The sequence below is a fragment of the Paraburkholderia steynii genome (assembly GCF_900100565.1).
In the GTDB taxonomy this organism is placed as follows: Bacteria; Pseudomonadota; Gammaproteobacteria; order Burkholderiales; family Burkholderiaceae; genus Paraburkholderia; species Paraburkholderia terrae.
On sequence record NZ_FNDI01000015.1, the window covers coordinates 154,385 to 179,886 of the forward strand.

Sequence of the window (25,502 nt, forward strand, 5' to 3'; positions counted from 1 at the left end):
CGCTGCGTCAATGCTGGAGACACGCGTTCGCCATGCGCGCACAACCGATATCCCGACCGGCAATACGCATCACCTTTCGCACGACGAACACAGCGCTTTCAAGCACTGGCACTCGGGCGTCGTGAGGTCCTCGACCGATTGCCGTTCAGTCGAAAAATGCTCAAACCCTGCACCGTTCATCGAGCGCCGGCAAGCCAAGCTGTTTCATTGTGAAATCAACCACCGAACGTGACGACCTACGAACGATCGCTCGTGTCGTAGAAGCGATTCTCACGGAACCTGGCAAGCCTCATAGCCTCGATAGCCTCGCGGCGATCGCGCATTTTTTCCTTTTCACTCTTTCACAGCGTCTACAAATGTCTTACGGGAGAGACTGTGGCGGCGACCGTTCAACGCCTAAGACTCGCGGAAGCTGCTTAACGATCAACCAGTGACACCGGCTCCCGCACGAGTTGCGGCGCATGGGATTGCGGTCTACGCTGGACGACATCATCGAACCTACGGTCCGGTTATGGCTGCTTTGCTTGCGTTGCTGAAATACGCTAATGCTCTGGTTCTGGTCGCCTCTGTGGCAGAGGCGCTGGTTCTTGCTCTCCGGTACGGTCGACAAAGCTACGACTGGAAAGCAGCTACCGTGTCGGTCGCCGATTTTCTCGTTCGTGAGTATCCGCTGCGCTGGTTGCTACCGCTCGCGTTCTGGGGGAACGCCATGAACTGGGTCTGGCAGCACAGATTCTGGACTTTGCCGATCAATCATTGGAGTGGTTGGCTGGCCTGCTTCGTCGGCCAGGAATTCTGCTACTACTGGTATCACCGCGCCGCGCATCGGATGCGCTGGTTCTGGTGTACACACGCCGTACACCATTCGCCGAATCAGCTCAATCTTTCTGCCGCATACCGGTTCGGCTGGACTGGCCGCCTCACGGGTTCGTTGACGTTCTTTCTGGTTGCACCGCTTTTCGGTATGCCGCCCCAGATCGTGCTGACACTGCTTTCGCTCAATCTGCTGTATCAATTCTGGCTGCATGTCACGTGGATTCCGCGCCTTGGCCCGCTCGAATGGATCTTCAATACGCCTTCGAGCCATCGCGTGCATCATGCTTGCAACCTCGAATACCTGGACGGCAATTATGGCGGTGTGCTGATCGTATTCGATCGGCTTTTTGGCACCTATATCGCAGAGCGACACGACGTGCCGTGTCGCTTCGGTCTCGTCAAGCCGATTACGACCGGCAACCTGCTCGCAATTGAGTTTGACCACTGGCGTGCGTTGTGGCGCGATCTTCTTTCGTCGCGTTCAGTGCGCGATATTTGTGGGTTCATTGTCGAACCACCAGGCTGGCGGCCCGATGGCAAGGGCGAGACGACTGAAGAGCTAAGGCATCGCGCCGACCGGCCATCTTCCGGGGACTGCCGGTAGCACGTTAGCCGCCCACGCACCGCCGCTTTCAGCATCGATTAATGGGTTGGTTCGGACCAACGCAGGTCTATTTCGAGGTTCAAATGCCCGGCGTCGGCCACAAACACCAGATCAAGTTCTAGACCAAAAGGAAACTGATTTCAGACACGAATTATCCGGTGTAAAAGAGAACATCGTCGAGTTCTTCAATTTCTCTCCGGTCGGCTCAAAGATCCCCACTATTCCTGCCAATTTCCCTTGACCTCGATAGTGCGCAGGGATTACTTCCTGTACATCATTCGGCGTCAAACAATATGCTGCGTTGACGTTCAGATCGAGCGACGCGTCTGACAGCTTCCCCTTATGGAATCGCAGCGTATAAGTTGATCCAGGTGTAAAGGATCGTTGCTTCTGGAACACCCGGTACCATTCGGTTGAATCTCCGCCTATCAACGCCTGGTAGCGGTCTTTGATTGTGAATGTCACGTTAAACGTTTGTGCAATCGAGCTCGAATTGCTCACATCACCTTCGATTCCAAACTTGACAATCTCGGCTGCCAAAGCCTGTTTCTGTGTCGGTGTCGCAGTATTCGATTGGGTGCTCGGAATAGTGTCACATCCAGCCAGTATCGCCACTGCAGTCAACGTAAACAACGTACGACTAACGGGAAAACGCCTCACATTTCTTAGAATTTTCATTTTCCATTCAATTGATTTACCAACGCTCCGTTTGATCCGGTTGCTAACGCGACGGTACGCTAGCAGAAGGGTCCCTGCTCGCTCATCGCACGCTTCCATGACTTCGTCTGTGACTCGATTCTGGATGGCGGGTCGATGGGGCTGGCTGGTGTTCCTTCGTCACTGAGGTTCAATTGACAGTGCCCATCAATCACCGACAAAGAAGCAAGATAACGATGTGACGGCTCAGGCGTGAAGGTTCGCGTCGCAACACAATATCTCTCCGCGATCCCCATGTTCTTCGTATAGAACATCGAAAATGACAGCGGCGCTCGCGTGTCAACCTTGCTGGCGACTTCCTTCGCCGCCGTCATCATCGGAAGTTTGTGGCGATTCGTGCATTCTGCCGCGCCGTCATAGATGAACGCCTGCGCCGTAAAATCACCTTCCTTGCGGAACACGATTGTTGCGGCATCTGTCTTCGTTGAATCCTGGAAGTTCGATACACAACCAGCCGTGCTGACGGCGCTAAACGCAAGAAGTAGAAGTTTGCGAATTTTCATTTTCATCTGCCAGGAATTCAGGGTAGCCCCGCTTCCGATTTACTTGACCGCTACCCCGGCGAGTTGCCCAATTCCGTCCGCGGTTTGAGTGCCCACGTTTCTCGCGACCACTCCCAACCCACCAACGACCGAGACCCCTGTGTCGGCCACATCAAATCCGGTTCCGGCGACCGATACCGTTCCCTTGATATGGTCGCTGCCCGAGAGAACGCCGAGCAGGATTCGAGCCGCCACCGGTCGTGTTTTGAATTCACTGACATGCAGCGTGACGGGTGCGCCGGTGGGCGTTACCGGTACGCCGATTTTCGTCATCTCGGTGTGGAACGCACCCAGTAGCTCCTTCTTCGCTTCATCCGAGATCTCAAAGGAACCAGAATCGATCTGAAGATCGCCCACGCCGTTGGCGAGTGCAACGGTTACGTCATGACCACGATCGGGCGGGAGTTGCGTCATCGATGGGCTGCCAGCGCATGCTGCGAGGAGCAAGGTACCGATGAGTGAAGTGGTGATAGCTCGAACTTTCATGTCAATCTCTCAGTAACTATTATTTAGGGCTATTGCGCGCCGTCACTCATTTCCTTATTCCTATGCGAAGAATTCAGCGCATGATGTAGCGCCATTGACGCTCGGACGGCCGCATCCGCTTTATCGGCACGGACGTCGATTTGCTTTAGCCTGACTGGCTGTCTGGCGTGTGATTCAAGACGCATCATCACAAGCGCGTATTCGTCACTCGCCAGACCTGTCAAGCGACGAGTACCTTTCGTCCTGGTGCGTCATGTGAGACTGCGTCGACAACAGTTGCTTCAACTACATGAGAAGCTTGCCGCCGAGTTCACGTCACCCCCTTTGTAGCGCGCGACCTTCGGATACGGACACAGCGGCCGGGTGCGTCCCGCGCCCCAATCGGCGGGCACCTCGCTGTTCGGTATCGCGTTGCTTGCATCGCGCGCCGTCGCGATCACGCTGTCTGGCGACTGGCCCTGCTCGACCCACGCGATCATCGGTGTCAGCATGTCGAACTGGTCCGCCGTTGGACCGCCCGAACAATGGTTCATGCCCGCCACCGTATAGAGCCGCGCGAAGTTGCTCGCATCGCCCCCGTTCGCGGCCATCAGGCGCTGATACCAGTCAGTCGTATCGTTCGACGAAAACACGGGGTCGCTTGTGCCGTGATACACCATCAGCTTCGCGCCCCGCTGTTTCAGCGCGCTCAGGTTCGTCTCGTCGGGCGGCGTCATGAACGACCACGACGATTCCGTGTAGACGCCACTGGTGGCGAAGATTGTCGGCGCATCAGTGTCCATGCTGAAGTTCAGCGCGTACGAGGACAACTGGCTGAGCAACGATGCGCTCTGCGGCGGCGTCGTGAACGTGAAGGCGGCCGCCGCGGGATCGAGCGCGATCGAATTGCTCTGCTTCCACAAGGTCCAATTTGCGCCGTTGATACCGGCGTCGTATGGAAAGCTCGCATAGAGCGCGGTACCCGCGCTGTTGCGCGCGCCGGAGAACACATTGCCGATCGCGTCCTTCTGCGCGGCGGTTAGGCACGTGCCGTCGCGAACGTTGCTGGAGCAGGTCGGCACGTCGTTGGCCAGGCTGAAGTTCGCCTGACACGCTTTGATGTCATGCACCATGCCGTCCGCGACGCCGTCGAGCGCATCGCACTTCGCGACGATCCGCGACGCCACCAGTTGCCGCTCGGCCGCCGTAAAACCCGTCTTGATGTCGGGCAGGCCGTTCGTCGTCGTTGCGGTTGCGACTTTCGCGAACTGCTGCGCGCCCCACATTTCGCCGATCGCCGCCTTCGGTAAATGAAAGCCCGGGTCGCCCGCAATGATGCCGTCGTACTCCGCCGACGACCTCGCCGCTGCGACCATCGCATGACGCCCGCCGTTCGAGCAGCCGCCGAAATAGCTGCGATCAGGCGCCTTGCCGTACGCGGTCTTGATCACCTGCTTCGCCATCGGCGTGAGCGTTGCGACCGCGTTATAGCCATAGTCGATGCGCGCTTGCGGATCGAGACCGAACAGCGGGTTCTGCGACGACGAATGCCCCGCGTCCGAACTGATGACGGCGAAGCCCATGTTGAGCGCATCGTTGAGCGGGCCGCCTCCGCCGATTTCGCCCGTTGCAGTCAGCACGTTGCCGTCGAGCCCGCCGTTGGCCTGGTAGAAAAAGCGGCCATTCCAGGCAACGGGCAGACGCATCTCGAAGCCGATCGCATACGTCTTGCCATCGACGGAACTCACGCGCTGGTTCATCTGCCCTTCGATCACGCAATGCTCGGCGATCGGCTTGCCCGCTACTGTCAGCGTCCCCGCAGGCACGTCCTGCACGGACGTGAAGGTCGTATTCGCAAACGCGAGCCTGGCCGCGAGCGTCGCGCAGTTTCCGGCGAGCGTCGCGGGCGTCGCCGCGGTGAGTCGGGGCAACGTCGACGTATTGCTCGACGAGCCACCGCAGGCGGCAAGCATGGCCGACACGCACAATGCAATCGCAGAAGTCTTCATCCGATATCTCCTAGAACATGTGCTTGATGCCGACCATCACGCCCGTCTGCCCCATGCCCGCCGCCGGCGTCGTGCCGCCACCGCCGCCGCTCACCGAGTAGCGCGCTTTCGTGCTGTTCGCGAGATACGCGGCCTGGGCATAGACGGACGAACGTTTGCTCAGCAGATACGTCGTGCGCAGCGTGCCCATCGTCGCGCGCGTATCGTGGTCGCTGTTGACGATGCGGAACACCTCGCCATCGACGAGAAACGCCGGCGTCACGTAATACGAAGCGCCGACGAAGAACAGATTCGAGCGCACGTTCGGCACGGCGGGAGAATCGGTGACGACGCGGCGCCCGAGCCAGCCCGCGCCGACCTTTACGCCGGCATACTGCGCATACGCGCTGACATGCGTGCGCGCGTCCTTGTCGGCGGCATTGGTGAGCGGAGTGGTCGCAACGCCGTCGAAAAAATTGGCAGCCGCGTTGGCGCCGCCGCGCTGCTCTTCATACGACGCCGCCACGCCAAAGTTCGGCGCGTCGTACTTGAGCATCACCGACCAGTCGCGGCATTCCGTTGCGTGTCCCGGCACCGACCCCGCGCACGTTCCCTGGCCCGGCGAGTTGCCCGTGCCCGCCGAATCGCGTCCGAACGAATACCCAGCACCCAGCGTGACGCCCTTATAGGTGCCCATGTAGGTGACGGAATTGTCGGCGCGCGCATTGGGCACGTACGCATCGAGTGAACCCATACCGTAGATGTCCGGCCCGATGATGTCGGCGCCCTGCAGCGCCAGATAGGTCATCGTGTATTGCCGCCCGAACGCGACGGTGCCATACGCGCTCTTCAGGCCGACGAAGGCCTGGCGGCCGAACAGCCGTCCGCCCTGCCCCGAACTGCCGTCACGCACGTTGAAGCCGCTTTCGAGCGTGAAGATCGCGCTGTAGCCGCCGCCCAGATCTTCGACGCCGCGCAGCCCCCAGCGCGACGGCAATTCGCCCGTCACAGCCGGCATGCGAAACACGTGATCGCCCGCGACATTCGCATGCGATACGTATTCGATGCCCGTGTCGATGATGCCGTAGAGCGTGACGCTCGATTGCGCGAAAGCAGTCGTGCTCAATGTGCAGATTGCGCCGCATATCAGAAAGCGGGCCGGTGTTGTTTGCATGTCGTTGTCTCCAAACAGTGTGATTAGTTTTTTGAAGTCGAGAATCAATCGGTCGCGCGCGGGCGGCGGATGAGAAGCAGCGCCGCAACGGCGGCGATCAGCGTGACGGGAATGCTTGCGCCGATCACCGTCGACGAACTGCGGCCCATCGCCAGCAGTTGGCCCGCTGCGAGCGGCCCCACCACCGAGCCGCCCCGCCCCACCGCCACCGCTGCGCCGACACCCGTGCCGCGCATCGCCGTCGGATAGAACACGGCGGAGAGCGCATACAGCACCGATTGCCCGCCGATAACGAACATCCCGGCGAAGAATGCGGATACAGCAAGCGCCGCGAAGCCTGGTGCAACCGACAATGCCGCCAGCGAAGCAATGATCCCGACGTACATGCCGGACACGACGACGGCTCCGCGCAGTCGGTCCATCAACATGCCGATGCACAGCGCGCCGAGGCCGCCACCGATGTTGAAGAAGATCTGCACGTAGCCGACTTCGGCCCGCGCCAGACCGCGCGCAGCCATCAGTGACGGCAGCCAGTTGAGCAGGAAGTACAGGACGATCAGCGTGCAGAAGTAGCTGATCCAGATTTGCAGCGTCGAGAGGCCGCGGCTTGCGCCGAACAGCACTTCGCCGACGGGTGCAGGCGTCAGGTTCGTGCCGTGCGACGCCTTGCGAAACGCGTTGGACTCGGGCAGCAAGGCAACCAGCAGCGGCACCAGCAACAGCGGCCCCGCGCCACCTACGTAGAAGATGTGACGCCAGCCCGTATCGCCGATGCTGACAATGCCGATGATCGATGCGATCACGCCGCCAAATGGGATGCCGCAATACATCACGCTCACGGCCGTGTTGCGCGCCTTCGGCGAGACCGCTTCCGACGATAGCGCGATCAGGTTCGGCAGCGCGCCGCCAAGACCGATGCCCGTCAACACGCGTACGAGCACGAGCATGTTGAAGCTGCTGACAAACGCCGTCGCGATCGACAGCAAGCCGAACACGCACACGCTAAGAATCAGCACGCGCTTGCGTCCGATGCGGTCCGCAAGACGGCCGCCGAACATCGCGCCGGGCAACAGGCCGAATGTGCCCGCGCTGAACGCAAGGCCCATTTGCGCGACTGTGAGGCCGAATTCGCGCGCCATGCGTGGCGCCGCGACGCCGACCGATTGCAGGTCCAGCCCCTCCAACAGGGCGATAGCGAAACAAAGGCTCAATGTCATGACGGCGCCCGTGCCCGCGATGGGCTGCATCGTCATGCCGTCTCCTGGCAGTGCTGTTCTGGATTTCATGTCTGTCACCTGATTGTTGTGTCGATACCTGCAAACGCTTTGAGGCCGCCTCCGTTTATATCAGGCAACCTGATATTTAGGCCGAATAAAAGCGCGTTCGTGAGAACGCGCAACAGATCACCGCGATGGAGCGCATTTAATATCAGGCAACCTGACAATGCAAGGCGAATGCTTTTGGTGAATACCCCAGGGAACAGGGACATCTCTATCGTGCGCCGCATCGCGAACGCCGCGCGAAGCCGTATCCAGGCGCCATCCGTGGCACGCGTGCCGAACGTGGCCACTCCCATACGAGGGTTTTCACCGAGGATAGAACGATTGTTTATCAGGCTGCTTGATAATAGACTTCGTATCAGGCTACCTGATATTAAAACGCTGTCGGGTAACTCGGACATCACGGCATACATTGATACGCGCAACACGCGCTGGAGCTACGAACATGGCAAGTTATGAGGGTCGCTGGAAGACGGTCGACGTGAAGGTCGAGGAAGGCATTGCATGGGTGATGTTCAATCGCCCGGAGAAGCGCAATGCAATGAGTCCCACGCTCAACAGCGAAATGGTGCAGGTACTCGAGACGCTCGAACTCGACGCCGACGCCAGGGTACTAGTCCTGACGGGCGCAGGCGATGCATGGACAGCCGGCATGGACCTGAAGGAATACTTCCGCGAAGTCGATGCGGGCCCGGAGATCCTGCAGGAAAAGATTCGCCGCGATGCGTGCCAGTGGCAATGGAAACTGCTGCGCATGTATTCGAAGCCGACCATCGCGATGGTCAACGGATGGTGCTTCGGCGGCGGTTTCTCGCCGCTGGTCGCGTGCGACCTCGCGATCGCCGCCGACGAGGCCGTATTCGGCCTCTCGGAGATCAACTGGGGCATTCCGCCGGGCAATCTCGTCAGCAAGGCCATGGCGGATACGGTCGGGCATCGGCAGGCGCTCTACTACATCATGACGGGCGACACCTTCACGGGAACGGAGGCTGCCGCCATGGGGCTCGTGAACCGGAGCGTGCCGCGCGAGCAGTTGCGCGCCGAGACGATTGCGCTGGCCGCGAAGCTGCTCGAAAAGAACCCCGTCGTGCTGCGCGTCGCGAAGCATGGTTTCAAGCGCTGCCGCGAGCTGACGTGGGAACAGAACGAAGACTATCTGTACGCGAAGCTCGACCAGGCCCAGTTGCGCGACCCCGAGAACGGACGTGCAGAAGGACTGAAACAGTTCCTCGACCAGAAGTCGATCAAGCCCGGCCTTCAGGCCTACAAGCGCGCGGAATGACGACGCACGACGCCCGGCGTGCAATGACGCCGGGCGTTCCGGTCGACAAAGGAGACAGCCATCGTGAACGAAGTGAGCATGTTGGTCGGCGGCAAGGACTGCGCCGCCGTTAGCGGCGCGACTTTCGCGCGCCTGAATCCCGTCACGGGCGCCGTGGCTTCGCGCGCGCCCGCTGCCACGCTGGCAGACGCCGACGCGGCCGTCGATGCCGCCGCAGCCGCGTTCCCCGCATGGTCGGCGCTGCCGCCCACGGAGCGCCGCACGCGTCTGCTCAAGGCCGCCGACATCATGGACGCGCGGGCCGGCGCATTCATCGAAACGGGCATCGCGGAAACGGGCGCGATGGCCAACTGGTACGGCTTCAACGTACATCTCGCGGCGAACATGCTGCGCGAAGCCGCAGCCATGACGACGCAAATCGACGGCAGCATCGTTCCCACCGACACGCCAGACAATTTGGCGCTCGCCGTGCGTCAGCCGTGCGGCGTGGTGCTCGGCATCGCACCGTGGAATGCGCCCGTGATCCTCGGCACGCGCGCCGTCGCGATGCCGCTCGCGTGCGGCAATACGGTGGTGCTGAAGGCGTCGGAGGTCTGCCCCGCCGTGCATCGGATGATCGGCAGCGTATTGCAGGAAGCGGGGCTCGGCGACGGCGTCGTCAACGTCGTGACGAATGCGCCCGAAGATGCGCCTGCCATCGTCGAGCGGCTGATCGCGCACCCCGCCGTGCGTCGCGTGAATTTCACGGGCTCGACGCATGTCGGCCGAATCATCGCGATGCATGCGGCAAAGCATCTGAAGCCCGCCCTGCTCGAACTCGGCGGCAAGGCGCCCGTGCTCGTGCTCGACGACGCGGATCTCGACGCGGCCGTCGAAGCCATTGCGTTCGGCGCGTTCTTCAACCAGGGGCAAATCTGCATGTCGACGGAGCGTGTGATCGCGCATCGCAGCATTGCAGCGTCGCTCGTCGACAAGCTCGCAGAGAAAGCACGCAAACTGGTGGCCGCGGCGCCCGCCGCGCAGGGTGCCGTGCTCGGCGCGATGGTCAGCGCACAGGCTGCGCAGCGCGCGACGGCGCTGGTACAGGACGCCCGCGATTATGGCGCGACGATACGCGCGGGCGGCCCAACGGATGGCGCGATCATGCAGCCGACCATCGTCGATGGCGTGACTGCCGAGATGAAGCTGTACGCGGAGGAATCGTTCGCGCCCGTTGTGACGGTGCTGCGCGTCGATAGCGACGACGAAGCGGTGCGCGTCGCCAACGACAGCGAGTTCGGCTTGTCGGCTGCCGTGTTCAGTCGTGACATTGCGCGCGCGATGCAGGTCGCCAGACGCATCGAGTCCGGCATATGTCATATCAACGGGGCGACCGTACACGATGAGGCGCAGATGCCGTTTGGCGGCGTGAAGAGCAGCGGATACGGGCGCTTCGGCAGCAAGGCGTCGATTGCCGAATTCACCGATCTGCGGTGGATCACGATACAAACGGGTCCACGTCATTACCCGATCTGAACGCGTCGATATCGACGCGCCGTTCACGCATACCAATCTAAATCGGGCATGCTTCGCACAAGGCGGATATCTCGCGGCGGGCTTCGGCGCGCCGCTTGAGCGAGCCCACACCCGCGTCAGAGTCAAAGCGCCAACGCGGGCCGACAGGAGACAACAAGGTGAATTCCCAGCCGACACAATCCGCTGTCGACAGAGAGACGTCTGTGCCTTACCGCGCGGTGCGGATCGGTACTGCGCCCGTCCGCGTGCGCCGCGAAGGCGACATCTGGTACATGGAATCGGGCGCGACGCCGGGCGCGTATCCGAAGCGGCTGACCGACCGGCTCGCGAGCGGCGCGCAGGCGCATCCGGACCGCTGGCTCGTCGCGCGTCGCGGCGCCGATGGCGAATGGCAGGGTATTGGCTACGCGCAGATGCTTGCGCGTGCCCGGGCAATCGGTCAGGCACTGCTCGATCGCAATCTGTCGGCTGAACGGCCTGTCGTGATTCTCTCCGGCAACGATCTCGAGCACATGATGGTCGCGCTCGGCGCGATGTGGGCGGGCGTGCCCTATGCGCCGATCTCGCCCGCCTATTCGCTCGTCTCCAGCGATTATGGCAAGCTGCGCCACACGCTCGATCTGCTGACGCCCGGACTCGTGTTCGCCACCGATGGCGACACATTCGCCGCCGCCATCGACGCCACCGTACCGGGCAATGTCGAAGTGGTCACGGCCACGGGTACGTGCGGAGCACGTAACGCGACGCCCCTGTCAGCGTTGCTCGACACGCTTCCCACGACAGTCGATGCCGCACATGACGCGATCGTGCCCGACGCCATCGCCAAGTTCCTGTTCACCTCCGGCTCGACGATGCTGCCGAAAGCCGTGCCGACGACGCATCGCATGCTGTGCAGCAATCAGCAGATGCTGCTCGACACGTTCCCGGAGTTCGCCGACGAGCCACCTGTGCTGGTCGACTGGTTGCCGTGGAATCACACGTTCGGCGGCAGTCATAACGTCGGCATCGCGCTCTATAACGGCGGCACGCTGTATATCGACGACGGCAAACCCGTTGCAAAGAAGTTCGACGAAACGCTGCGGAATTTGCGCGAGATCGCGCCGACGATCTACTTCAACGTGCCCAAGGGATGGGAAGAACTGACGAGCGCGCTCGAAACCGACGCGCAGCTGCGCGAGACATTCTTTTCGCGCGTGAAGGTGTATTTCTTCGCGGGCGCGGGACTGTCACAGGCCGCGTGGGATCGGCTTCAGAGCGTCACTGAACGTTTTTGCGGGGAGCGCATCCGCATCATGGCCGGTCTGGGCATGACGGAGACATCGCCTTCGTGTCTGTTCACGACGGGCCCCGTCATGGGCGCGGGTTACGTCGGCATGCCCGCGCCCGGCTGCGAAGTGAAGCTCGTGCCCGTCTCCGGCAAGCTGGAGGCGCGCTTTCGCGGCCCGCATGTGATGTCCGGATACTGGCGAATGAACGACGCCTCCGCCGCCGGATCGTTCGATGAAGAAGGCTATTACTGCAGCGGCGACGCGCTGAAGTTCGTCGATCCGCAGCGCCCGGAACTCGGCCTGGCGTTCGACGGACGCATCGCCGAAGACTTCAAGCTGAGTTCGGGCACTTTCGTGAGCGTCGGGCCCATGAGGGCGCGCGTCATTTCGGCGGGTACACCATATGTGCAGGACGTGGTCGTCACGGGCCTGAACCGCGACGATGTCGGGCTGCTCGTGTTTCCGAGGCTCGACGATTGCCGGCGGCTCGCGCAGTTGCCTGCATCGGCGGGTGCTGGCGAGATTGTCGGCGCCCCGGCCGTGCGCGCGTTCTTCATCGATCTGCTCGACCGGCTCAACCGCGAATCGACCGGTAGCGCGACGGCGATCGCACGGCTGCAACTGCTCGACGTGGCTCCGTCGCTCGATCTCGGCGAGATCACCGACAAGGGCTCGATCAACCAGCGCGCGGTGTTGACGCATCGTGCGGAACTCGTCGAGGCAATGCACGATGCGCGGCGCGACGATCCAACCGTGATCTATGCCGCGCGTTGCAAGGCGTGAAAGCCAACAGGACGATGTACCGGGCGAATCGCGCGGTAACATGGCGTCTTCGATGACAGCATCCGGCGATCTGATGACGGGCAAATCTCCTGCAAAAACGACGAAAGCAGCATCCGCAAGCGCCGGTCGCCAGCGCCCGGCGCCGACAGCGCGCAAGGCGGCGGCGCGTCCCCGTCTCACCTATCTGGTCGGCAGCCTGGATCGCATTTTGCGCCGCAAGATGACGGAAGCACTCGCACCGTTGGGTCTGACTCTTGCACAATTCACCGCGCTTTCGGTGCTGGAAGCGCGGGGCGAGGCGTCAAACGCGCAACTCGCCGAGCGATCGTTCATCACGCCGCAATCGGCCAACGAAGTCATGAGCGTGATGGCGTCGCGCAACTGGATCACGCGCGAACCGGATCCGAATCATGGGCGTATCGTTGTACTTCGCCTCACCGATGAAGGACGCGAGGTGCTACATCGGTGCATGAGTGCGGTGCGGGTTCTGGAGGCCCGGATGCTCTCGGGGACAGAGGCGAGCGATGCGTCGGCCGTGCAAGAGATGCTCGAACGCTTCGTCCGGAACCTTCGGGAGTAACGGTCGGTCCTCTGGCTCTTTTGCGGCGCCCGGGTAACGTCGCCCTCACTCCCTTTCCACCCACGTACGTCGGCGCGGTCGAGAACTGGCGCGCGCACGCCCCCTCGCTTTGTCGGTGGGCCTCCAGCCGGTAACCTTTCCATCCGATCCTTGATGAAGCTGACGCACTCACCGGAATCTCCTTTCCCAACCCGTGCTTGAGCGGCGAACACTTGCATCAATCTGCCATCCGCAGCTGGCGTCAGGCTGGACATTGCAATGGCGGGATTCAACGCGAGTGGCAACGGGCGGGTGCGCGTTGGCATCGACCGTCGCCTAGAATGTAAGTGCGGCGACCGACCTGAAGGAGGATGTCGTGAGTGAAACGTTTATGGCGTACCTGATGGGTCCGGCTGTGATGTTGATAGTCGGCGTGGTGTTGTGGCTTGCCACCCGCCATCACAGGAACACAAGCGAGGGACGATCAAGCCGATGGCTTGATACCCATTACGTCGATCTGATGCATCATCGACATTGAGGGCTTCCCCAACGGTTATCGTATCGATCAATCGGGTTTTCCCGTTCGGGTCAACACGAGAGGCTTTGGCTTACGTGGAAACTGGACGTGCAAAGCGTAAGGTTGTCATCAAGATCTGATAGGGCGGCCGGGCCCGGTGCGCGAAAAATCACCCGGTGACGCAGCCGCCGTTGGCCAGAGCGACCAGCGCCTGAACCGGTTCGGGCCACCGGAAAGCGTGCCGGTGTGCTGTCCGTGCACCTCCTGGTTGGCAGGTTTCATCCCGACATGGTAAAAAGTCTCCACCGCGGGCGGTCGCTCCGTGCCGTACCGCGTTCGCAAATGCGATTTTCAACATCTACAGGTTCAAAAAATGGCAACTGGTACAGTGAAATGGTTTAACGACGCGAAGGGCTTTGGTTTCATCACGCCGGACGAAGGTGGCGAAGACCTGTTCGCTCACTTCTCCGAAATCAAGACTGAAGGCTTCAAGTCATTGCAGGAAAACCAGAAAGTAAGCTTCGAAGTGAAGATGGGACCGAAGGGCAAGCAGGCTGCAAATATCAAGCCTGTGTAACCGGCACGGGCGTTATCCTGGCGCGTAACCCGCCCCGCGCGGGTCACGTTTCTCACGTTCGGCGTGTCAGGAGTCCGTGAGCGTGACGGCATTCCAGGTGCCCCGATACGGGCAGGACGGACAAGTCCTGCTCGTGACCCATCACCGCACGCACAATCAAGGCGCATAAATTACGCGACGACCAGCGCCGAGGCGCTATCACTGGTCGGCGCAGGCACTGCCCGATTATGGGGCACGTCCTCCGCGGTTGCGTTGCTTGCCCCCGCTTTTCTCGTCCTCGCAATTCCCCCTCGTCCACTTCCGCTTATCGCCGCGTTCTCGCTGGCGCAAAGTGTCATCACCACGCACGGCCTCTCAAACAACAGTCCTCCCGGTGACCCGTTTTGCAGTCGGGAAGTTCAGCACGCCGCGTTCATCGGGCATCAACGCGCGCGCTTGCGGCTCCGCGGAGCGCCGGCGTCTCAAGTCGGTCCCGTTTTGAGACAGTCACGAGATATCCGCGAACGCCCGACATGGACCGTTCACGCCGCTGCACCGTGAGACCAGATCGAGTCATAATCCCGATGCTGTCGCCCCCGAACAACGATAGATGACCGAGATCTTCATGCGGGCGTGCTGATCTTCTCAATCTGGAAAACCGGCAATCATGGAAACTGGTGTCACCTCTGCGCACTCGACTCGGGAGGGTTCCGCACCGGAGGTTCTCGCGGTTTTTCTCAGATTGGGGCTGACGTGCTTCGGCGGTCCCATTGCCCATCTGGGATACTTTCGCCGGGAATTCGTTGAGAGGCGCCACTGGCTTGATGACGAAACCTTCACGGATCTGGTCGGGCTCTGTCAGTTCCTTCCGGGACCGGCCAGCAGCCAGGTGGGGTACTCGATCGGTCTCTTGCGAGCGGGGTGGCTTGGGGGACTCGCGGCGTGGTGCGGATTCACGCTGCCTTCAGTCCTGTTGTTGCTCAGCTTTGCTGCCATCGCCCCAAGTCTTGGCGGCCTGGTCGGTGGCGGCTTGATCCATGGCCTGAAGCTCGTCGCTGTCGCTGTCGTCGCTCAAGCAGTTTGGGATATGGCGCGGCGCCTGTGTCCGGATCAACGTCGTGCTGCCATCGCGCTCATCGCCATCGGGGTGCTCAGCATTCTGACGACCGTCTATGCGCAACTCATCGTTATCGCCCTCGGTGCTGTGCTCGGACTCGCGTTTTGCCAGACGACGACATCGTCAGACGCCAGTCGAGTACCACGACACACGCTCGAAATCCGTGTATCCCGCACGGTGGGTGCCGTCGCGTTGATCCTTTTCTGTGTCTTGCTGTTCGGGCTTCCCGCGCTGGTCCGACTCCATGCGGGCCAGGCACTCGAGGTCTTCAATGCGTTCTATCGATCGGGCGCGCTTGTCTTCGGCGGCGGTCACGTTGTGCTACCGCTTCTTCAGCAGCAAACCGTTGAGGCCGGCCTGGTCTCGTCGAACGATTTTCTCGCTGGCTACGGCGCCGCACAGGCTGTCCCGGGCCCCTTATTCACGTTTGCTGCATTTCTCGGATGGACGATGACCGAAGCGCCGAATCACTGGACCGGCGCGTTGCTCGCCACAGTGGGCATTTTTTTGCCGGGTCTTCTGCTCGTGCTTGCGGCGCTACCTTACTGGCAAGCGCTGCGCGATCTTCCGTCGATGGCTGCACTGCTTGCGGGGGTGAATGCGGCGGTCGTTGGACTGCTGGCCACCGCGCTGTACTCGCCGGTCTGGACCAGCGCGGTTCTCTCTGAACTCGACTTTGCCATCGCGGCCATCGGTTTTTTCTTGCTGACACGCTGGAAGATTCCACCGCTCGCCGTCGTCGCGCTCTGTGCGCTGGCCGGCGTTGCCGAGGTGACCTTGCGCTGAATCGGTGAGTGCATAGGCAACGCAGCAAGTATCTGGGATCATGACCGACGATCGTCAACCGGCTGATCGCACAATGCTGCGATAGCGAACGGTTTGTCATGAAACCGTTTGTGCCGACGCTATTCGCCGTGCGGTGCCCCAGGCGAAGGCTGAAGCGGCCGACAAGTGTCTTACGCCTTCGCCGTCAATGGGCATCAATTCGACATAGTGACCACCGGTTTGAGATGACCATCCCGGATCAATCCCACTTCAATTTAATTAGTCATCCATATAACAACGTCGCTAGTTCGATTTAGGCGTAGCAGGCCGCACTCGCATTGATAACCATTGAACATCAATGCATCCAAAAATCGCACTTCTCGTTTCTGACGTCTTGAGCAAATATCGGTGCTCAAGAGGTTCATAAACACATCTACAGAAGAACGCATCGGAGACAGGCTCGAAACGTGAACAGCGTTTCGCCGTATTCCAGCGCGAGCCCGGTCATGGGCGCCGCGACCCGTCACCGACGCGCGTCTCGCATCACAACACTTCGCTTTGTTATTTCTGCCGCCGCTTCGAGCGCGCCCAGGGCAGCGGTGCTTTTTGCGCCTGCTGCAGCGAGCGGGATGAATTCCGCGTACTTACTTCATTCGTCATTGCCTTGAAAATTCAGGAGACACTCACATGCAGATCACCGGAATGTTGCACGGCGCGCGCCTGCTGCAATTCGTCGGATTCCCGGCCAGCGAAGTGCTGGGCCCCGGCGCAAGCGAAGAGGAGATCAAGTCACTGATCGACCGTCACGGCCAGGTCTTTATCAAGCCCGTGTTCAAGGGCGGCGTCGGCAAAAAGGGCAAGGCTGGCCTGCTCGGCCGCGCGTCCGACCTCAAGACGGCCCTCGCCGAAAAAGAGCGGCTCTACTTCGCCGAGCACGTCGTGGGCCACATGAGGGCAAAGGCGAACGGCGTGACGTTCGAAGCGGGCGTGCCGGCAACGCACGAAGTCTATTTCTCGATCACCGATTCCACCCGCTTCCGCGCCCCCACGATGACGCTCTCTCACATGGGCGGCATGGACATCGAGGAAGTCGATCCGAAGCACGTCGCGATGGTGCCTTTCGATGCATTGACCGGGCTGAAGGCGTTCGTCGTCGCAAACGCACTCAGCGAGATCGGCGCGCCGCGCGAGATCATCTCGCCGCTCGTGCAGCAGTTGCCGAAGCTCTGGGAGCTCTTTCACGACTTCGGCATGACGACGCTCGAACTCAATCCGATCCGCATGCGCGAAGACAAGAAAGGGCGTCTCACGCCCGTGGCGTGCGACTTCAAATGCGGCTTCGATCGCGATGATCCGCGCTTCTCGCGCCTCGGCCTGCCAGCGCATCTATTCGCCGCCGACTACTCGGACTTCGAGCAGGAGATCAACCAGCTTCGCACGCATCAGGGCCAAAGCGATGTGTACGTGATCAACGACCGCGGCACGATCCTCGCGCCCACCTTCGGCGGCGGCGCGAACTCACTTGTGACTGAGATGCTTGGCGACGCGGCCGTCATCTCGTCGGACTTCGGCGGCAATCCCCCCTACGAGAAGATGAAGGAAGTGGCGCGCATCTGCTTCAGGCATTGGCTGAAACAGTCGAATGTGCTGTTCATCATCGGTGGCAAATCCAACAACACCGATATCTACGAGACACTGCGCGCGATGGCCGACGCACTGCGTGAGCACTTCAGCGAGCACGGCCCGACACCACTCTACGTCGTCCTCGGGCGCGGCGGTCCGAACCTCGTGCGTGGCATGTCGGCGCTGCGCGACACCTGCGATTCGCTCGGCCTCCCCTATCGCCTCTTCGGCTTCGATTCCGACATCAGCGAAGTGATCCAGTACGCACGCAAGGCCGATGCGTGGATGCAATCGGGCGGGCGCGCGCAGGTCGCGGCGAGCATCGGCGCACGCGAGTCGCAGTCTGAAACGGCAAAGGCGTAAGGAGACTGACATGTACAGGCAAGCCAGCAATCATTTCAAGTATTTCGTCGGCATCCAGTCGCTCGCGCAGATTGCCACGCGCGAGGACCGCGTGTGCGTGCTCAATATTCTCGGTGGTGAATCGTCGGACGTGACACCCGTAAGCCATGCGTTCTCGGGCGGGAATATCGTGTTCGGCACCGCCCCCGGCAAAGGTGGCCAGGTGCTAGCGACGCCCTCCGGCGACATCCCGGTCTACAACAACGTCCGCGAAGGCCTCGAAGCCGGGCACCGTTTCAATTGCGGCGTCGTGTACCTTCCGCCGTCGGCTGCGCGCGACGGTGTGGCCGAGCTGATCCGCGTGAATCCCGATCTGCGCAAGATCTTCATCATCACGGAGAAGATCGCCGTGCATGACGCTCGTGAGATCCGGGCGATGGGCCAGCAGGCGGGCATTGACATCTTCGGCGCGAACGGGCTGGGTGTCGCGGATTCGTGGCAGAGCGTGCGCATCGGCGGCGCGCTCGGCGGCGACGATCCCGCTGCGACATTGCGCCGGGGCTCGATCGCAATCTTTTCGAACTCGGGCGGCTTCAGCACCACCATCGCGCAGTATCTCCGGATGAGCGGCTGGGGTACGTCAACCGTCATTTCCAGCGGCAAAGACGTCTACATCCACTACGCCGCGCCGGAGTTCGCGTTCGCTCTCGCCAACGACGCGCGCAGCAAGGCTGCCGTGTTGTACTGCGAGCCGGGCGGCTACTACGAGGCCGACGCCACGTTCACCAAGCCGGTGGTCGCGTGCGTGGTGGGCCGCTGGAAGAGCCGCCTCACGCGCGCGGTCGGACATGCGGGCGCGATGGCGGGCGGCGCCGACGACGCGCTCGCCAAGGAGCGCTGGTTCATGGAAAAGTTCGGCGTCGAGCGGCTCTTTACACCGGACGAACCGTGCTGCTCGGCCAGGGGCGCGGTGGTGACGAACATCGCGCACATTCCCGCCGCGCTCACGGCGGTGATGCGCGCCAACGCGACGATGCCCGATTTCGAACCAGAAGGCAGCCTCGCGCTCAAGCCGTGGTTCGGCTCGGACCAGGGGCTTGAACTGCCCAACGAACTCGCCATTCCGGTGGTGGAGGCGGTCGCGCCCTACAACGAGCAAGTGGCGCGGGTGAACGGCCAGATCGGCGCGATCCCGCCGCGCCAGACACTGAAGGACGCCTCGGGCGCCTCGCAGATGGACGCGAAGACGCAGGTGAGCAGCCTGCACGGTGCATCGATGCTAGAAGCAGCGACGCGTTCGCTCGAAGCGAACGTCTGCCTCGCGCTGTTGCACGAGTTCGGTGGAACAAACGACGAGATGCTCATCAATGTGGCGGTAGGCGCAGCGGTGAACCTGCACGGCACGCCCGAACTGGCGGCGGCGCAGGCCGCGCGCGAGGCGGGCAATGCGCCCAACGCGGTGCTCGCGGCGGCGGCGGTGATTGTCGGGCCGAATCGCCAGCGTGCGGCGCGCGAAGCGGCAAAGCTGATGATCGACCGCTTCGCGGCGGCGAAGCTCACGAACGCGTTCGACGTGACTTTCGATGTCGAAGCCGTCGATACCACCGGCAGCGAAGCGCTCTTCTCTGAAGCACGCGACCCGAAGGCCGAAGCATTGCTTGCGGGTCTGGCTGCGCGCGGCGTGAGTTCCGCGTTTGTTCGTTGGCTTGCGTGCGGCCCTGGCCATCCGCGTGCGGACGCGGTACTCGCCGCGATCACGACGACCCTCGCCTGGGGCCCGCTCATGCGCAAACGCATCTCGCGTCTGACGGCGGAGAGCCTGCCGTGGTGGACGCAGCTCTTCGGCACGCTGATCGGCGCCTCGGCGGAAGCATCGCGTCACGGCCCCGACAGCTTCTGCGGCATCGGCGCCGAAGCGTTGCTCGGCGAACGCACGCTGACCGAGGTCGCCTTTGCGGCGCTTCTCAACCGCAGGCCTACCGCGGACGACCTGTTTGCGTTCAAGACCCTCGTCGGCCTGCTGCTCACGAACGGACCCGGCGCAATCTCGGCGCAAGGCGCGAAGGGCGCGGTATCCGCCGACGGCCCCGAGAGCCCCGAGCGGGTGCAACTGAACAAGGCGCTGGCCGGCTTTCTCACGCACACCGGCTATACGCATGGCGGCAACGGCTACGAAGGTATTGCGTTCCTCAACGAGGCGTTTCGCGACAGCGGCCTCGACGATCCTGCCGACGCAAAACACGGCGTGGACCTCGAAGCGCTCGCACGGCGATCCGTCGAGCAGTATGCGCAGTACAAGGCGCGTCAGAAGCATGCGGGCAGCCTCGACATCGCCAAGCTTCCGGGCGTGAATCACCCGGTCTTCAAGGACAAGCCGGTGAACCACGATCCGCGCGAGGTGTTCATCGCCAATCTGTATGAAGGGCGCGGCGAATACAACGCGTTTCATGCGTACTACCGTGCCCTGGTGCAAGCGCTGTTCGACGCGGGCGTGTCGCGCAATGTCTATTGCGTCAACGTCGATGCGGTCATCGCCGCGCTGTTGTTGAAGATGCTATGGCAGCCGCTGCGACGCGGGGAGTTCAGCGAGGCGGACCTCGAAACCGCCGCATTCACGATCTTCCTGTATCCGCGCATGCTCGGCTGCGCCGCGGAAATCGACGATCACCTCAATCGCGGCCGCAACATGGACACGCGCACGGCCGCTTCGCAGTGCCGCTTCGTGGCCTGACCGGAAGGCCCCTGACGGTCGCCGCCACGCGCTTCCGCAATGGAAGGCGTGGCGACGCGACAGCATCGATTGATAACCAATGAACATCAATCGTTCAGAACATTGCACTTATCGTTTTGCCGGTTCCGGGCGAACATTCCCGAAACGACAATCCGCCGGATCACCGCGCATTTACAGGATTTCAGGAGACACCTCGATGCACCCCTCGTCCTCTACCCTTTCGCCCGGACAGTCGAAGGCCGCTGCGGTATTCCGCGTGACGGCCGGGAATTTCCTGGAGCAGTTCGACTTCTTTCTGTTCGGCTTCTACGCTACCCAGATCGCCAACGTCTTCTTTCCCGCCGCGAGCGAATTCGCCTCGCTGATGATGACCTTCGCGGTCTTCGGCGCCGGCTTCCTGATGCGGCCGCTGGGCGCGATCGTGCTCGGCGCCTACATCGACGATGTCGGCCGCCGCAAGGGCCTCATCGTCACACTCTCCATCATGGCGAGCGGCACCATCCTGATCGCATTCGTGCCGGGCTATGCCACGATCGGCCTCATGGCACCGGCGCTCGTGCTGGTCGGGCGGCTGCTGCAGGGCTTCTCTGCGGGCGCGGAGCTGGGTGGTGTGTCCGTGTATCTCGCCGAGATGGCCACGCCCGGCCGCAAGGGCTTCTTCACGAGCTGGCAGTCCGCGAGCCAGCAGGTGGCGATCGTCGTGGCCGCAGGCCTCGGCTTCGCGCTCAATCAATGGCTGGACGCGACGGCCATCGCGGCGTGGGGATGGCGTGCGCCGTTCTTCGTCGGCTGCATGATCGTGCCGTTCATCTTCATGCTGCGCCGCAATCTCGAGGAAACGCAGGAGTTCAAGGCGCGCCAGCATCGCCCGACCATGAAGGAGGTGTTCCGCACGCTGGTCCACAACTGGGCCGTCGTAGTCGCCGGCGTGATGCTGGTGGCGATGACCACCACGAGCTTCTACCTCATCACGATCTACGCGCCCACCTTCGGCAAGACGGTCCTGCACCTGAGCACCGCGGACAGCCTGCTCGTGACGCTGTGCGTCGGCGTGTCGAACTTCGTCTGGCTGCCGATTGGCGGGGCGCTCTCCGACAGGATCGGCCGCCGGCCGCTGCTGTTCGCCATGACGGCGCTCGCCATCGCGACCGCGTACCCTGCACTGTCGCTGCTCGCTCACGCGCCGAGCTTTGTCAACATGCTGCTCGTGCTCCTGTGGCTCTCGTTCATGTATGGCATCTACAACGGCGCGATGGTCGTCGCGTTGACGGAAGTGATGCCAGTGGAAGTGCGCGTCGCAGGGTTCTCGCTAGCCTATAGTCTCGCGACGGCTGTGTTCGGCGGCTTCACTCCCGCGATCTCGACCGCCCTCATTCACGTTACCGGCGACAAGGCCGCACCCGGATACTGGATGAGCTTCGCCGCCGTCTGCGCCCTGTGCGCGACGTTCGCGCTCTATCGCCGCCGCGCAGTGACGCTGACGCCAGCGCACTGATGCTGCTCTCGTCCCGCATATTCCTGAACGCGCAACCCGACACGCCTTCATCCATGAAAAACCTGCTTCTGAAACTTTGTACGGTGGCGCTCGTGGCAATGTCCACCGCCGCAGCGAACGTGCAGGCCGCCGACCTGCACGTCATGAGCTCGGGCGGTTTCACCGCCGCGTATAAGTTGCTCGGCCCGAGATTCGCGTCCACTACGGGCAATACGCTCGACACCGCGCTTGGGCCCTCGATGGGCAAATCGCCCGAGGCGATTCCCAACCGCCTCGAACGCGGCGAGCCCGCCGACGTCGTGATCATGGTCGGTTACGCACTCGACGATCTGATCAAGGAAGGCAAGATCGTCCCCGGATCGCGGGTCGAACTGGCGGATTCGCGCATCGGCATGGTCGTGCGCGAAGGCGCGGCGAAGCCCGACATCGGCTCGGTCGAGGCACTCAGGCAAGCCCTGCTCCACGCCAGGTCGATCGCCTACTCGGATAGCGCGAGCGGCGTTTATATCGAGCGCGAGCTCTTCAAGCGGCTCGGCATCGAGGATCAGGTCAAGCCGAAGGCGAAGATGATCCCGCGGATTCCGGTGGCGTCGGTGGTGGCAAACGGCGACTACGAAATCGGCTTCCAGCAGGTGAGCGAGTTGCTGCCCATCAAGGGCGCGACGTACGTCGGAAAGATTCCCGAGTCCCTCCAGTCCGTCACGCGTTACGCGGCCGGCATCCCCATCGGCGCACAGCATCCGAAGGAGGCCAAAGCCCTCCTCGACTATCTCGCTTCGCCCGAAGCGCAGCCCGAAGTGAAATCAACAGGGCTCGATTCCGTCACCATGCATTGATACGCCGGAATGCGTGCCGAGAGCCGCCTGCCGGTCAGCCTGGCGTGTTCGTGGCGGGGGCGTCAATGTCGTCCGCGTCGCGCGGCGCTGGGCCGCGCAGCATCTGGAAAAGACGCCCACGGTCGCAAGCCCCCTCCCACTGCGAAACGAAGATTACCGCGCAGGCATTGCTGATCACGCTTGTCAGGGCGCGCGCCTCGGACATGAACCGGTCGATCCCCACCAGCAGCGCCACCCCGGCGACGGGCAAGTCCGGAATCACGGTCAACGTCGCGACGAGCGCGACGAGCCCGCTGCCGGACACACCGGCCGCGCCCTTGGAAGTGAGCAGCATGACGGCGAGCATCGTCGCAATCTGCGGCCAGGTAAGTGGTACGTCGCACGCCTGCGCGATGAACACCGAAGCGAGCGTCAGATAGATCGCCGTGCCGTCAAGGTTGAATGAGTAGCCTGCGGGCAGGACGAGGCCGACGATCCCCCTGTCGCAGCCAAGTGCTTCCAGCTTCACGATCAGTCGCGGCAAGACGGGTTCCGTCGAAGAGGTTGCGAGAACGATCGCGAGCTCCTCGCGCAGGTAGCGTAGCAATCGCCAGAGCGCGAAGCCATGCAGCCGTGCGAGCGGCGCAAGGACCAGTGCGACGAATAGCAGGCACGCCGTATAGAACGACACCATCAGCATGCCGAGCGAGCTGACCGAGCCGATACCGAAGCGGCCCACGGTGAATGCCATCGCGCCGAACGCGCCGATGGGAGCAAGCCGCATGATCATCGCGAGAATGCGAAAGAGCAGATTGGCGACCCCTTCGATGAGTTCGAGCACGGGCCGCCCCGCACGCGGGTTCGCGTTCAGCGCGAAGCCGAAGAGCAGAGAAAGCAGAAGCACGGGCAGCACTTCGCCCTTCACGAATGCGCCGACGAGCGTCTCGGGGATCACGCTCAACGCAAACTCCTCGACCCCGCGCGGCTGCGAGCGTGCGGCAAACTGCGCGAGGAGGTTCGTGTCCAGATGATGCGGATCGATGTGCATGCCCGCGCCGGGGCGCAACGCGTATGCGGTTGCAAGGCCGATCAGGAGCGCGATGGCCGTCAGGAAATAGAAGAGCGCCAGTGCCTTGAGGATCGTGCGTCCGATCGTTGTGCCGCTTGCGAGCGACGTGATCCCTGAGACGATAGTGCAAAACACGATCGGCGCGATCATCATCCGCACCAGACCGATGAACGCGTCACTGAGTGGCTTGAGCGAAGCGCCGGCTTGTGGCCACACGTGGCCCAAACTCATGCCGAGCGCCATGCCCAGCAAGACCTGCACGTAAAGCAACCGAAGTGGCCTTGCCAACGTCACGATGCTGTCTTCCTTCCAGTCTTCTCTTTCGTGTTCACACCACTGCCCTTGACATCACCGTTCACGACAACGGCGCGCTTCATTTCAATGATCGTCCGGTAAAACTCCTGCGCGGCCGGCGTTAGCGGCCGTCCGCGCCGTGTCACGATTCCCACGCGCCTTTTCACCACGGGATCGACCAGCGGCACGCTCGTGAGGATGGGGTGATCGCGCCCGGGCATGGCCATCGAAGGCACCGCCGCGACGCCGAGCCCCGCTTCGACCAGCCCGAGCATGGTAGTGACGTGGCGCGTCTCGCAGACGCTCGGCACGCGCGGGGCCACGGCGGAGAGCGCCTGATCGAGCAGCAGGCGATTGCCGGAGGTCTTGTCGACGGACACATACTCGTGCTCGTAAAGCTCGTTCCAGGACACACGCTTCTTGCGCGCGAGCGGATGGTCACGACGGCACGCGGCAACGAAGCGCTCCTGCAATAGGACCTTGAACTCCACCTCGGACTCCTGGCTGCCCATGAAGCTCACACCAAAATCGGCTTCGCCACTGATGACGGCGCCAAGCACTTCATTTGCGCTCGAATCCAGCAGCTTGACCCTGATGCGCGGAAAGCGGCTGTGATAGCTCGCGACGACATTCGGCAGGAAATAGTAGGCCACCGACGGTACACAGGCGATCGTCACATGGCCCAGGCGGCTCGACGAGACATCCCGGATGCCAAGCAGTGCGACGTCGAGATCGTCGAGCAGTTGCTCGGCGCTCGGGGCGAACACGCGTCCGACGGTGGTGAGCGTGACGCTGCGCGTGGTGCGCTCGAAGAGGCGCACGCCGAGTGCCGCCTCGAGCTTGTCGATGCGGCGGCTCAAGGCCGGCTGAGAAATGTTGACCGCATCGGCGGCCTTGCGGAAGCTTCCCAGTTCCACAACGGCTCGAAACGCCTGCAAGTCGTTCAGGTCGAAGTTTACGCCCACGCCTATCTCCGCATTATCGGTATTGATATTTTGCGTGAATCCAGACAAGTTCGACCGAGAATATTGCTAGTGCCGCGTTAGATTCCGGGAATGCCGCAGTTGAGGAGCGATGGGCTTACATTAAGGCTGATTATGTCCACCCGTCGAGTAATGGCCCCTACGCCACTCCGCAAAATATAAAAACGAGGTACTGTTTGTCCACGCCGGGAGCTACGGGACT

The 25,502-nt window shown here is 62.1% G+C and carries 19 protein-coding genes and 1 pseudogene; 12 read left to right on the top strand and 8 right to left on the bottom strand.

Annotated elements, in window-relative coordinates; genetic code table 11:
* Window positions 1–511 precede the first annotated feature (511 nt).
* Window positions 512–1,420: a sterol desaturase family protein gene (locus tag BLT65_RS25805; RefSeq protein WP_091782511.1), complete on the top strand. Its 909-nt coding sequence runs from the start codon at window positions 512–514 to the stop codon at window positions 1,418–1,420.
* Between the two features lie 111 nt (window positions 1,421–1,531).
* Here the strand turns inward: BLT65_RS25805 and BLT65_RS46555 are convergent, their stop codons facing one another.
* The 6 genes from BLT65_RS46555 to mhpT all read right to left on the bottom strand — a co-directional run bounded on the left by BLT65_RS46555 (window position 1,532) and on the right by mhpT (window position 7,559).
* Window positions 1,532–2,098 (bottom strand): hypothetical protein, encoded by a 567-nt coding sequence (locus BLT65_RS46555; RefSeq protein WP_143036549.1) that lies wholly within the window; start codon window positions 2,096–2,098, stop codon window positions 1,532–1,534.
* A gap of 59 nt (window positions 2,099–2,157) precedes the next feature.
* Window positions 2,158–2,646: a hypothetical protein gene (locus BLT65_RS25810; RefSeq protein WP_167306539.1), complete on the bottom strand. Its 489-nt coding sequence runs from the start codon at window positions 2,644–2,646 to the stop codon at window positions 2,158–2,160.
* Window positions 2,647–2,679: 33 nt separating this feature from the next.
* A complete protein-coding gene (locus BLT65_RS25815; protein ID WP_091782518.1) occupies window positions 2,680–3,165 on the bottom strand; it encodes a hypothetical protein in 486 nt (161 codons plus the stop codon).
* A gap of 281 nt (window positions 3,166–3,446) precedes the next feature.
* A complete protein-coding gene (locus tag BLT65_RS25820; protein WP_091782521.1) occupies window positions 3,447–5,153 on the bottom strand; it encodes a tannase/feruloyl esterase family alpha/beta hydrolase in 1,707 nt (568 codons plus the stop codon).
* Window positions 5,154–5,163: 10 nt separating this feature from the next.
* Window positions 5,164–6,306, bottom strand: a complete 1,143-nt coding sequence (locus tag BLT65_RS25825; RefSeq protein ID WP_091782524.1) for a porin — start codon at window positions 6,304–6,306, stop codon at window positions 5,164–5,166.
* A 44-nt stretch (window positions 6,307–6,350) separates the two neighbouring features.
* Entirely contained in the window at window positions 6,351–7,559 is a 1,209-nt protein-coding gene (gene mhpT / locus BLT65_RS25830; RefSeq protein WP_091782527.1) for a 3-(3-hydroxy-phenyl)propionate transporter MhpT, read from the bottom strand.
* Between the two features lie 472 nt (window positions 7,560–8,031).
* On the opposite strand from mhpT, the gene BLT65_RS25840 reads away from it, so the two are divergent.
* From BLT65_RS25840 to BLT65_RS25890, 11 genes and pseudogenes are all read left to right on the top strand, one after another.
* Window positions 8,032–8,868, top strand: a complete 837-nt coding sequence (locus tag BLT65_RS25840) for a p-hydroxycinnamoyl CoA hydratase/lyase (RefSeq protein WP_042313692.1) — start codon at window positions 8,032–8,034, stop codon at window positions 8,866–8,868.
* Between the two features lie 63 nt (window positions 8,869–8,931).
* Window positions 8,932–10,383: an aldehyde dehydrogenase gene (locus BLT65_RS25845; RefSeq protein WP_091782533.1), complete on the top strand. Its 1,452-nt coding sequence runs from the start codon at window positions 8,932–8,934 to the stop codon at window positions 10,381–10,383.
* Window positions 10,384–10,541: 158 nt separating this feature from the next.
* Entirely contained in the window at window positions 10,542–12,434 is a 1,893-nt protein-coding gene (locus BLT65_RS25850) for a feruloyl-CoA synthase (protein ID WP_091782536.1), read from the top strand.
* A gap of 52 nt (window positions 12,435–12,486) precedes the next feature.
* Entirely contained in the window at window positions 12,487–13,014 is a 528-nt protein-coding gene (locus BLT65_RS25855) for a MarR family winged helix-turn-helix transcriptional regulator (protein ID WP_244186597.1), read from the top strand.
* 543 nt (window positions 13,015–13,557) lie between these two features.
* A pseudogene (locus BLT65_RS47995) lies at window positions 13,558–13,650 on the top strand (zinc-binding dehydrogenase); the annotation flags it as partial.
* A gap of 233 nt (window positions 13,651–13,883) precedes the next feature.
* Window positions 13,884–14,087 carry a cold-shock protein gene (locus BLT65_RS25865; protein WP_007577962.1) on the top strand — a complete coding sequence of 68 codons (204 nt, stop codon included), beginning with the start codon at window positions 13,884–13,886 and terminating at the stop codon, window positions 14,085–14,087.
* Between the two features lie 646 nt (window positions 14,088–14,733).
* Window positions 14,734–15,969: a chromate efflux transporter gene (gene chrA / locus BLT65_RS25870; RefSeq protein WP_091782539.1), complete on the top strand. Its 1,236-nt coding sequence runs from the start codon at window positions 14,734–14,736 to the stop codon at window positions 15,967–15,969.
* A gap of 666 nt (window positions 15,970–16,635) precedes the next feature.
* Window positions 16,636–17,934 (top strand): ATP citrate lyase citrate-binding domain-containing protein, encoded by a 1,299-nt coding sequence (locus BLT65_RS25875; protein ID WP_091782542.1) that lies wholly within the window; start codon window positions 16,636–16,638, stop codon window positions 17,932–17,934.
* Between the two features lie 10 nt (window positions 17,935–17,944).
* Window positions 17,945–20,644 carry a CoA-binding protein gene (locus BLT65_RS25880; protein WP_091782545.1) on the top strand — a complete coding sequence of 900 codons (2,700 nt, stop codon included), beginning with the start codon at window positions 17,945–17,947 and terminating at the stop codon, window positions 20,642–20,644.
* Window positions 20,645–20,840: 196 nt separating this feature from the next.
* Window positions 20,841–22,139, top strand: a complete 1,299-nt coding sequence (tcuC, locus tag BLT65_RS25885; RefSeq protein ID WP_091782548.1) for an MFS transporter — start codon at window positions 20,841–20,843, stop codon at window positions 22,137–22,139.
* Window positions 22,140–22,192: 53 nt separating this feature from the next.
* Window positions 22,193–22,975: a substrate-binding domain-containing protein gene (locus tag BLT65_RS25890; protein WP_091782732.1), complete on the top strand. Its 783-nt coding sequence runs from the start codon at window positions 22,193–22,195 to the stop codon at window positions 22,973–22,975.
* A 34-nt stretch (window positions 22,976–23,009) separates the two neighbouring features.
* Here the strand turns inward: BLT65_RS25890 and dctA are convergent, their stop codons facing one another.
* Both dctA and BLT65_RS25900 read right to left on the bottom strand, forming a co-directional pair.
* Window positions 23,010–24,317 carry a C4-dicarboxylate transporter DctA gene (dctA, locus tag BLT65_RS25895; protein ID WP_091782551.1) on the bottom strand — a complete coding sequence of 436 codons (1,308 nt, stop codon included), beginning with the start codon at window positions 24,315–24,317 and terminating at the stop codon, window positions 23,010–23,012.
* Window positions 24,314–25,282, bottom strand: a complete 969-nt coding sequence (locus tag BLT65_RS25900) for a LysR family transcriptional regulator (RefSeq protein ID WP_042313716.1) — start codon at window positions 25,280–25,282, stop codon at window positions 24,314–24,316. Before BLT65_RS25900 ends, dctA begins: the two co-directional genes overlap by 4 nt.
* Between the last annotated feature and the right edge of the window lie 220 nt (window positions 25,283–25,502).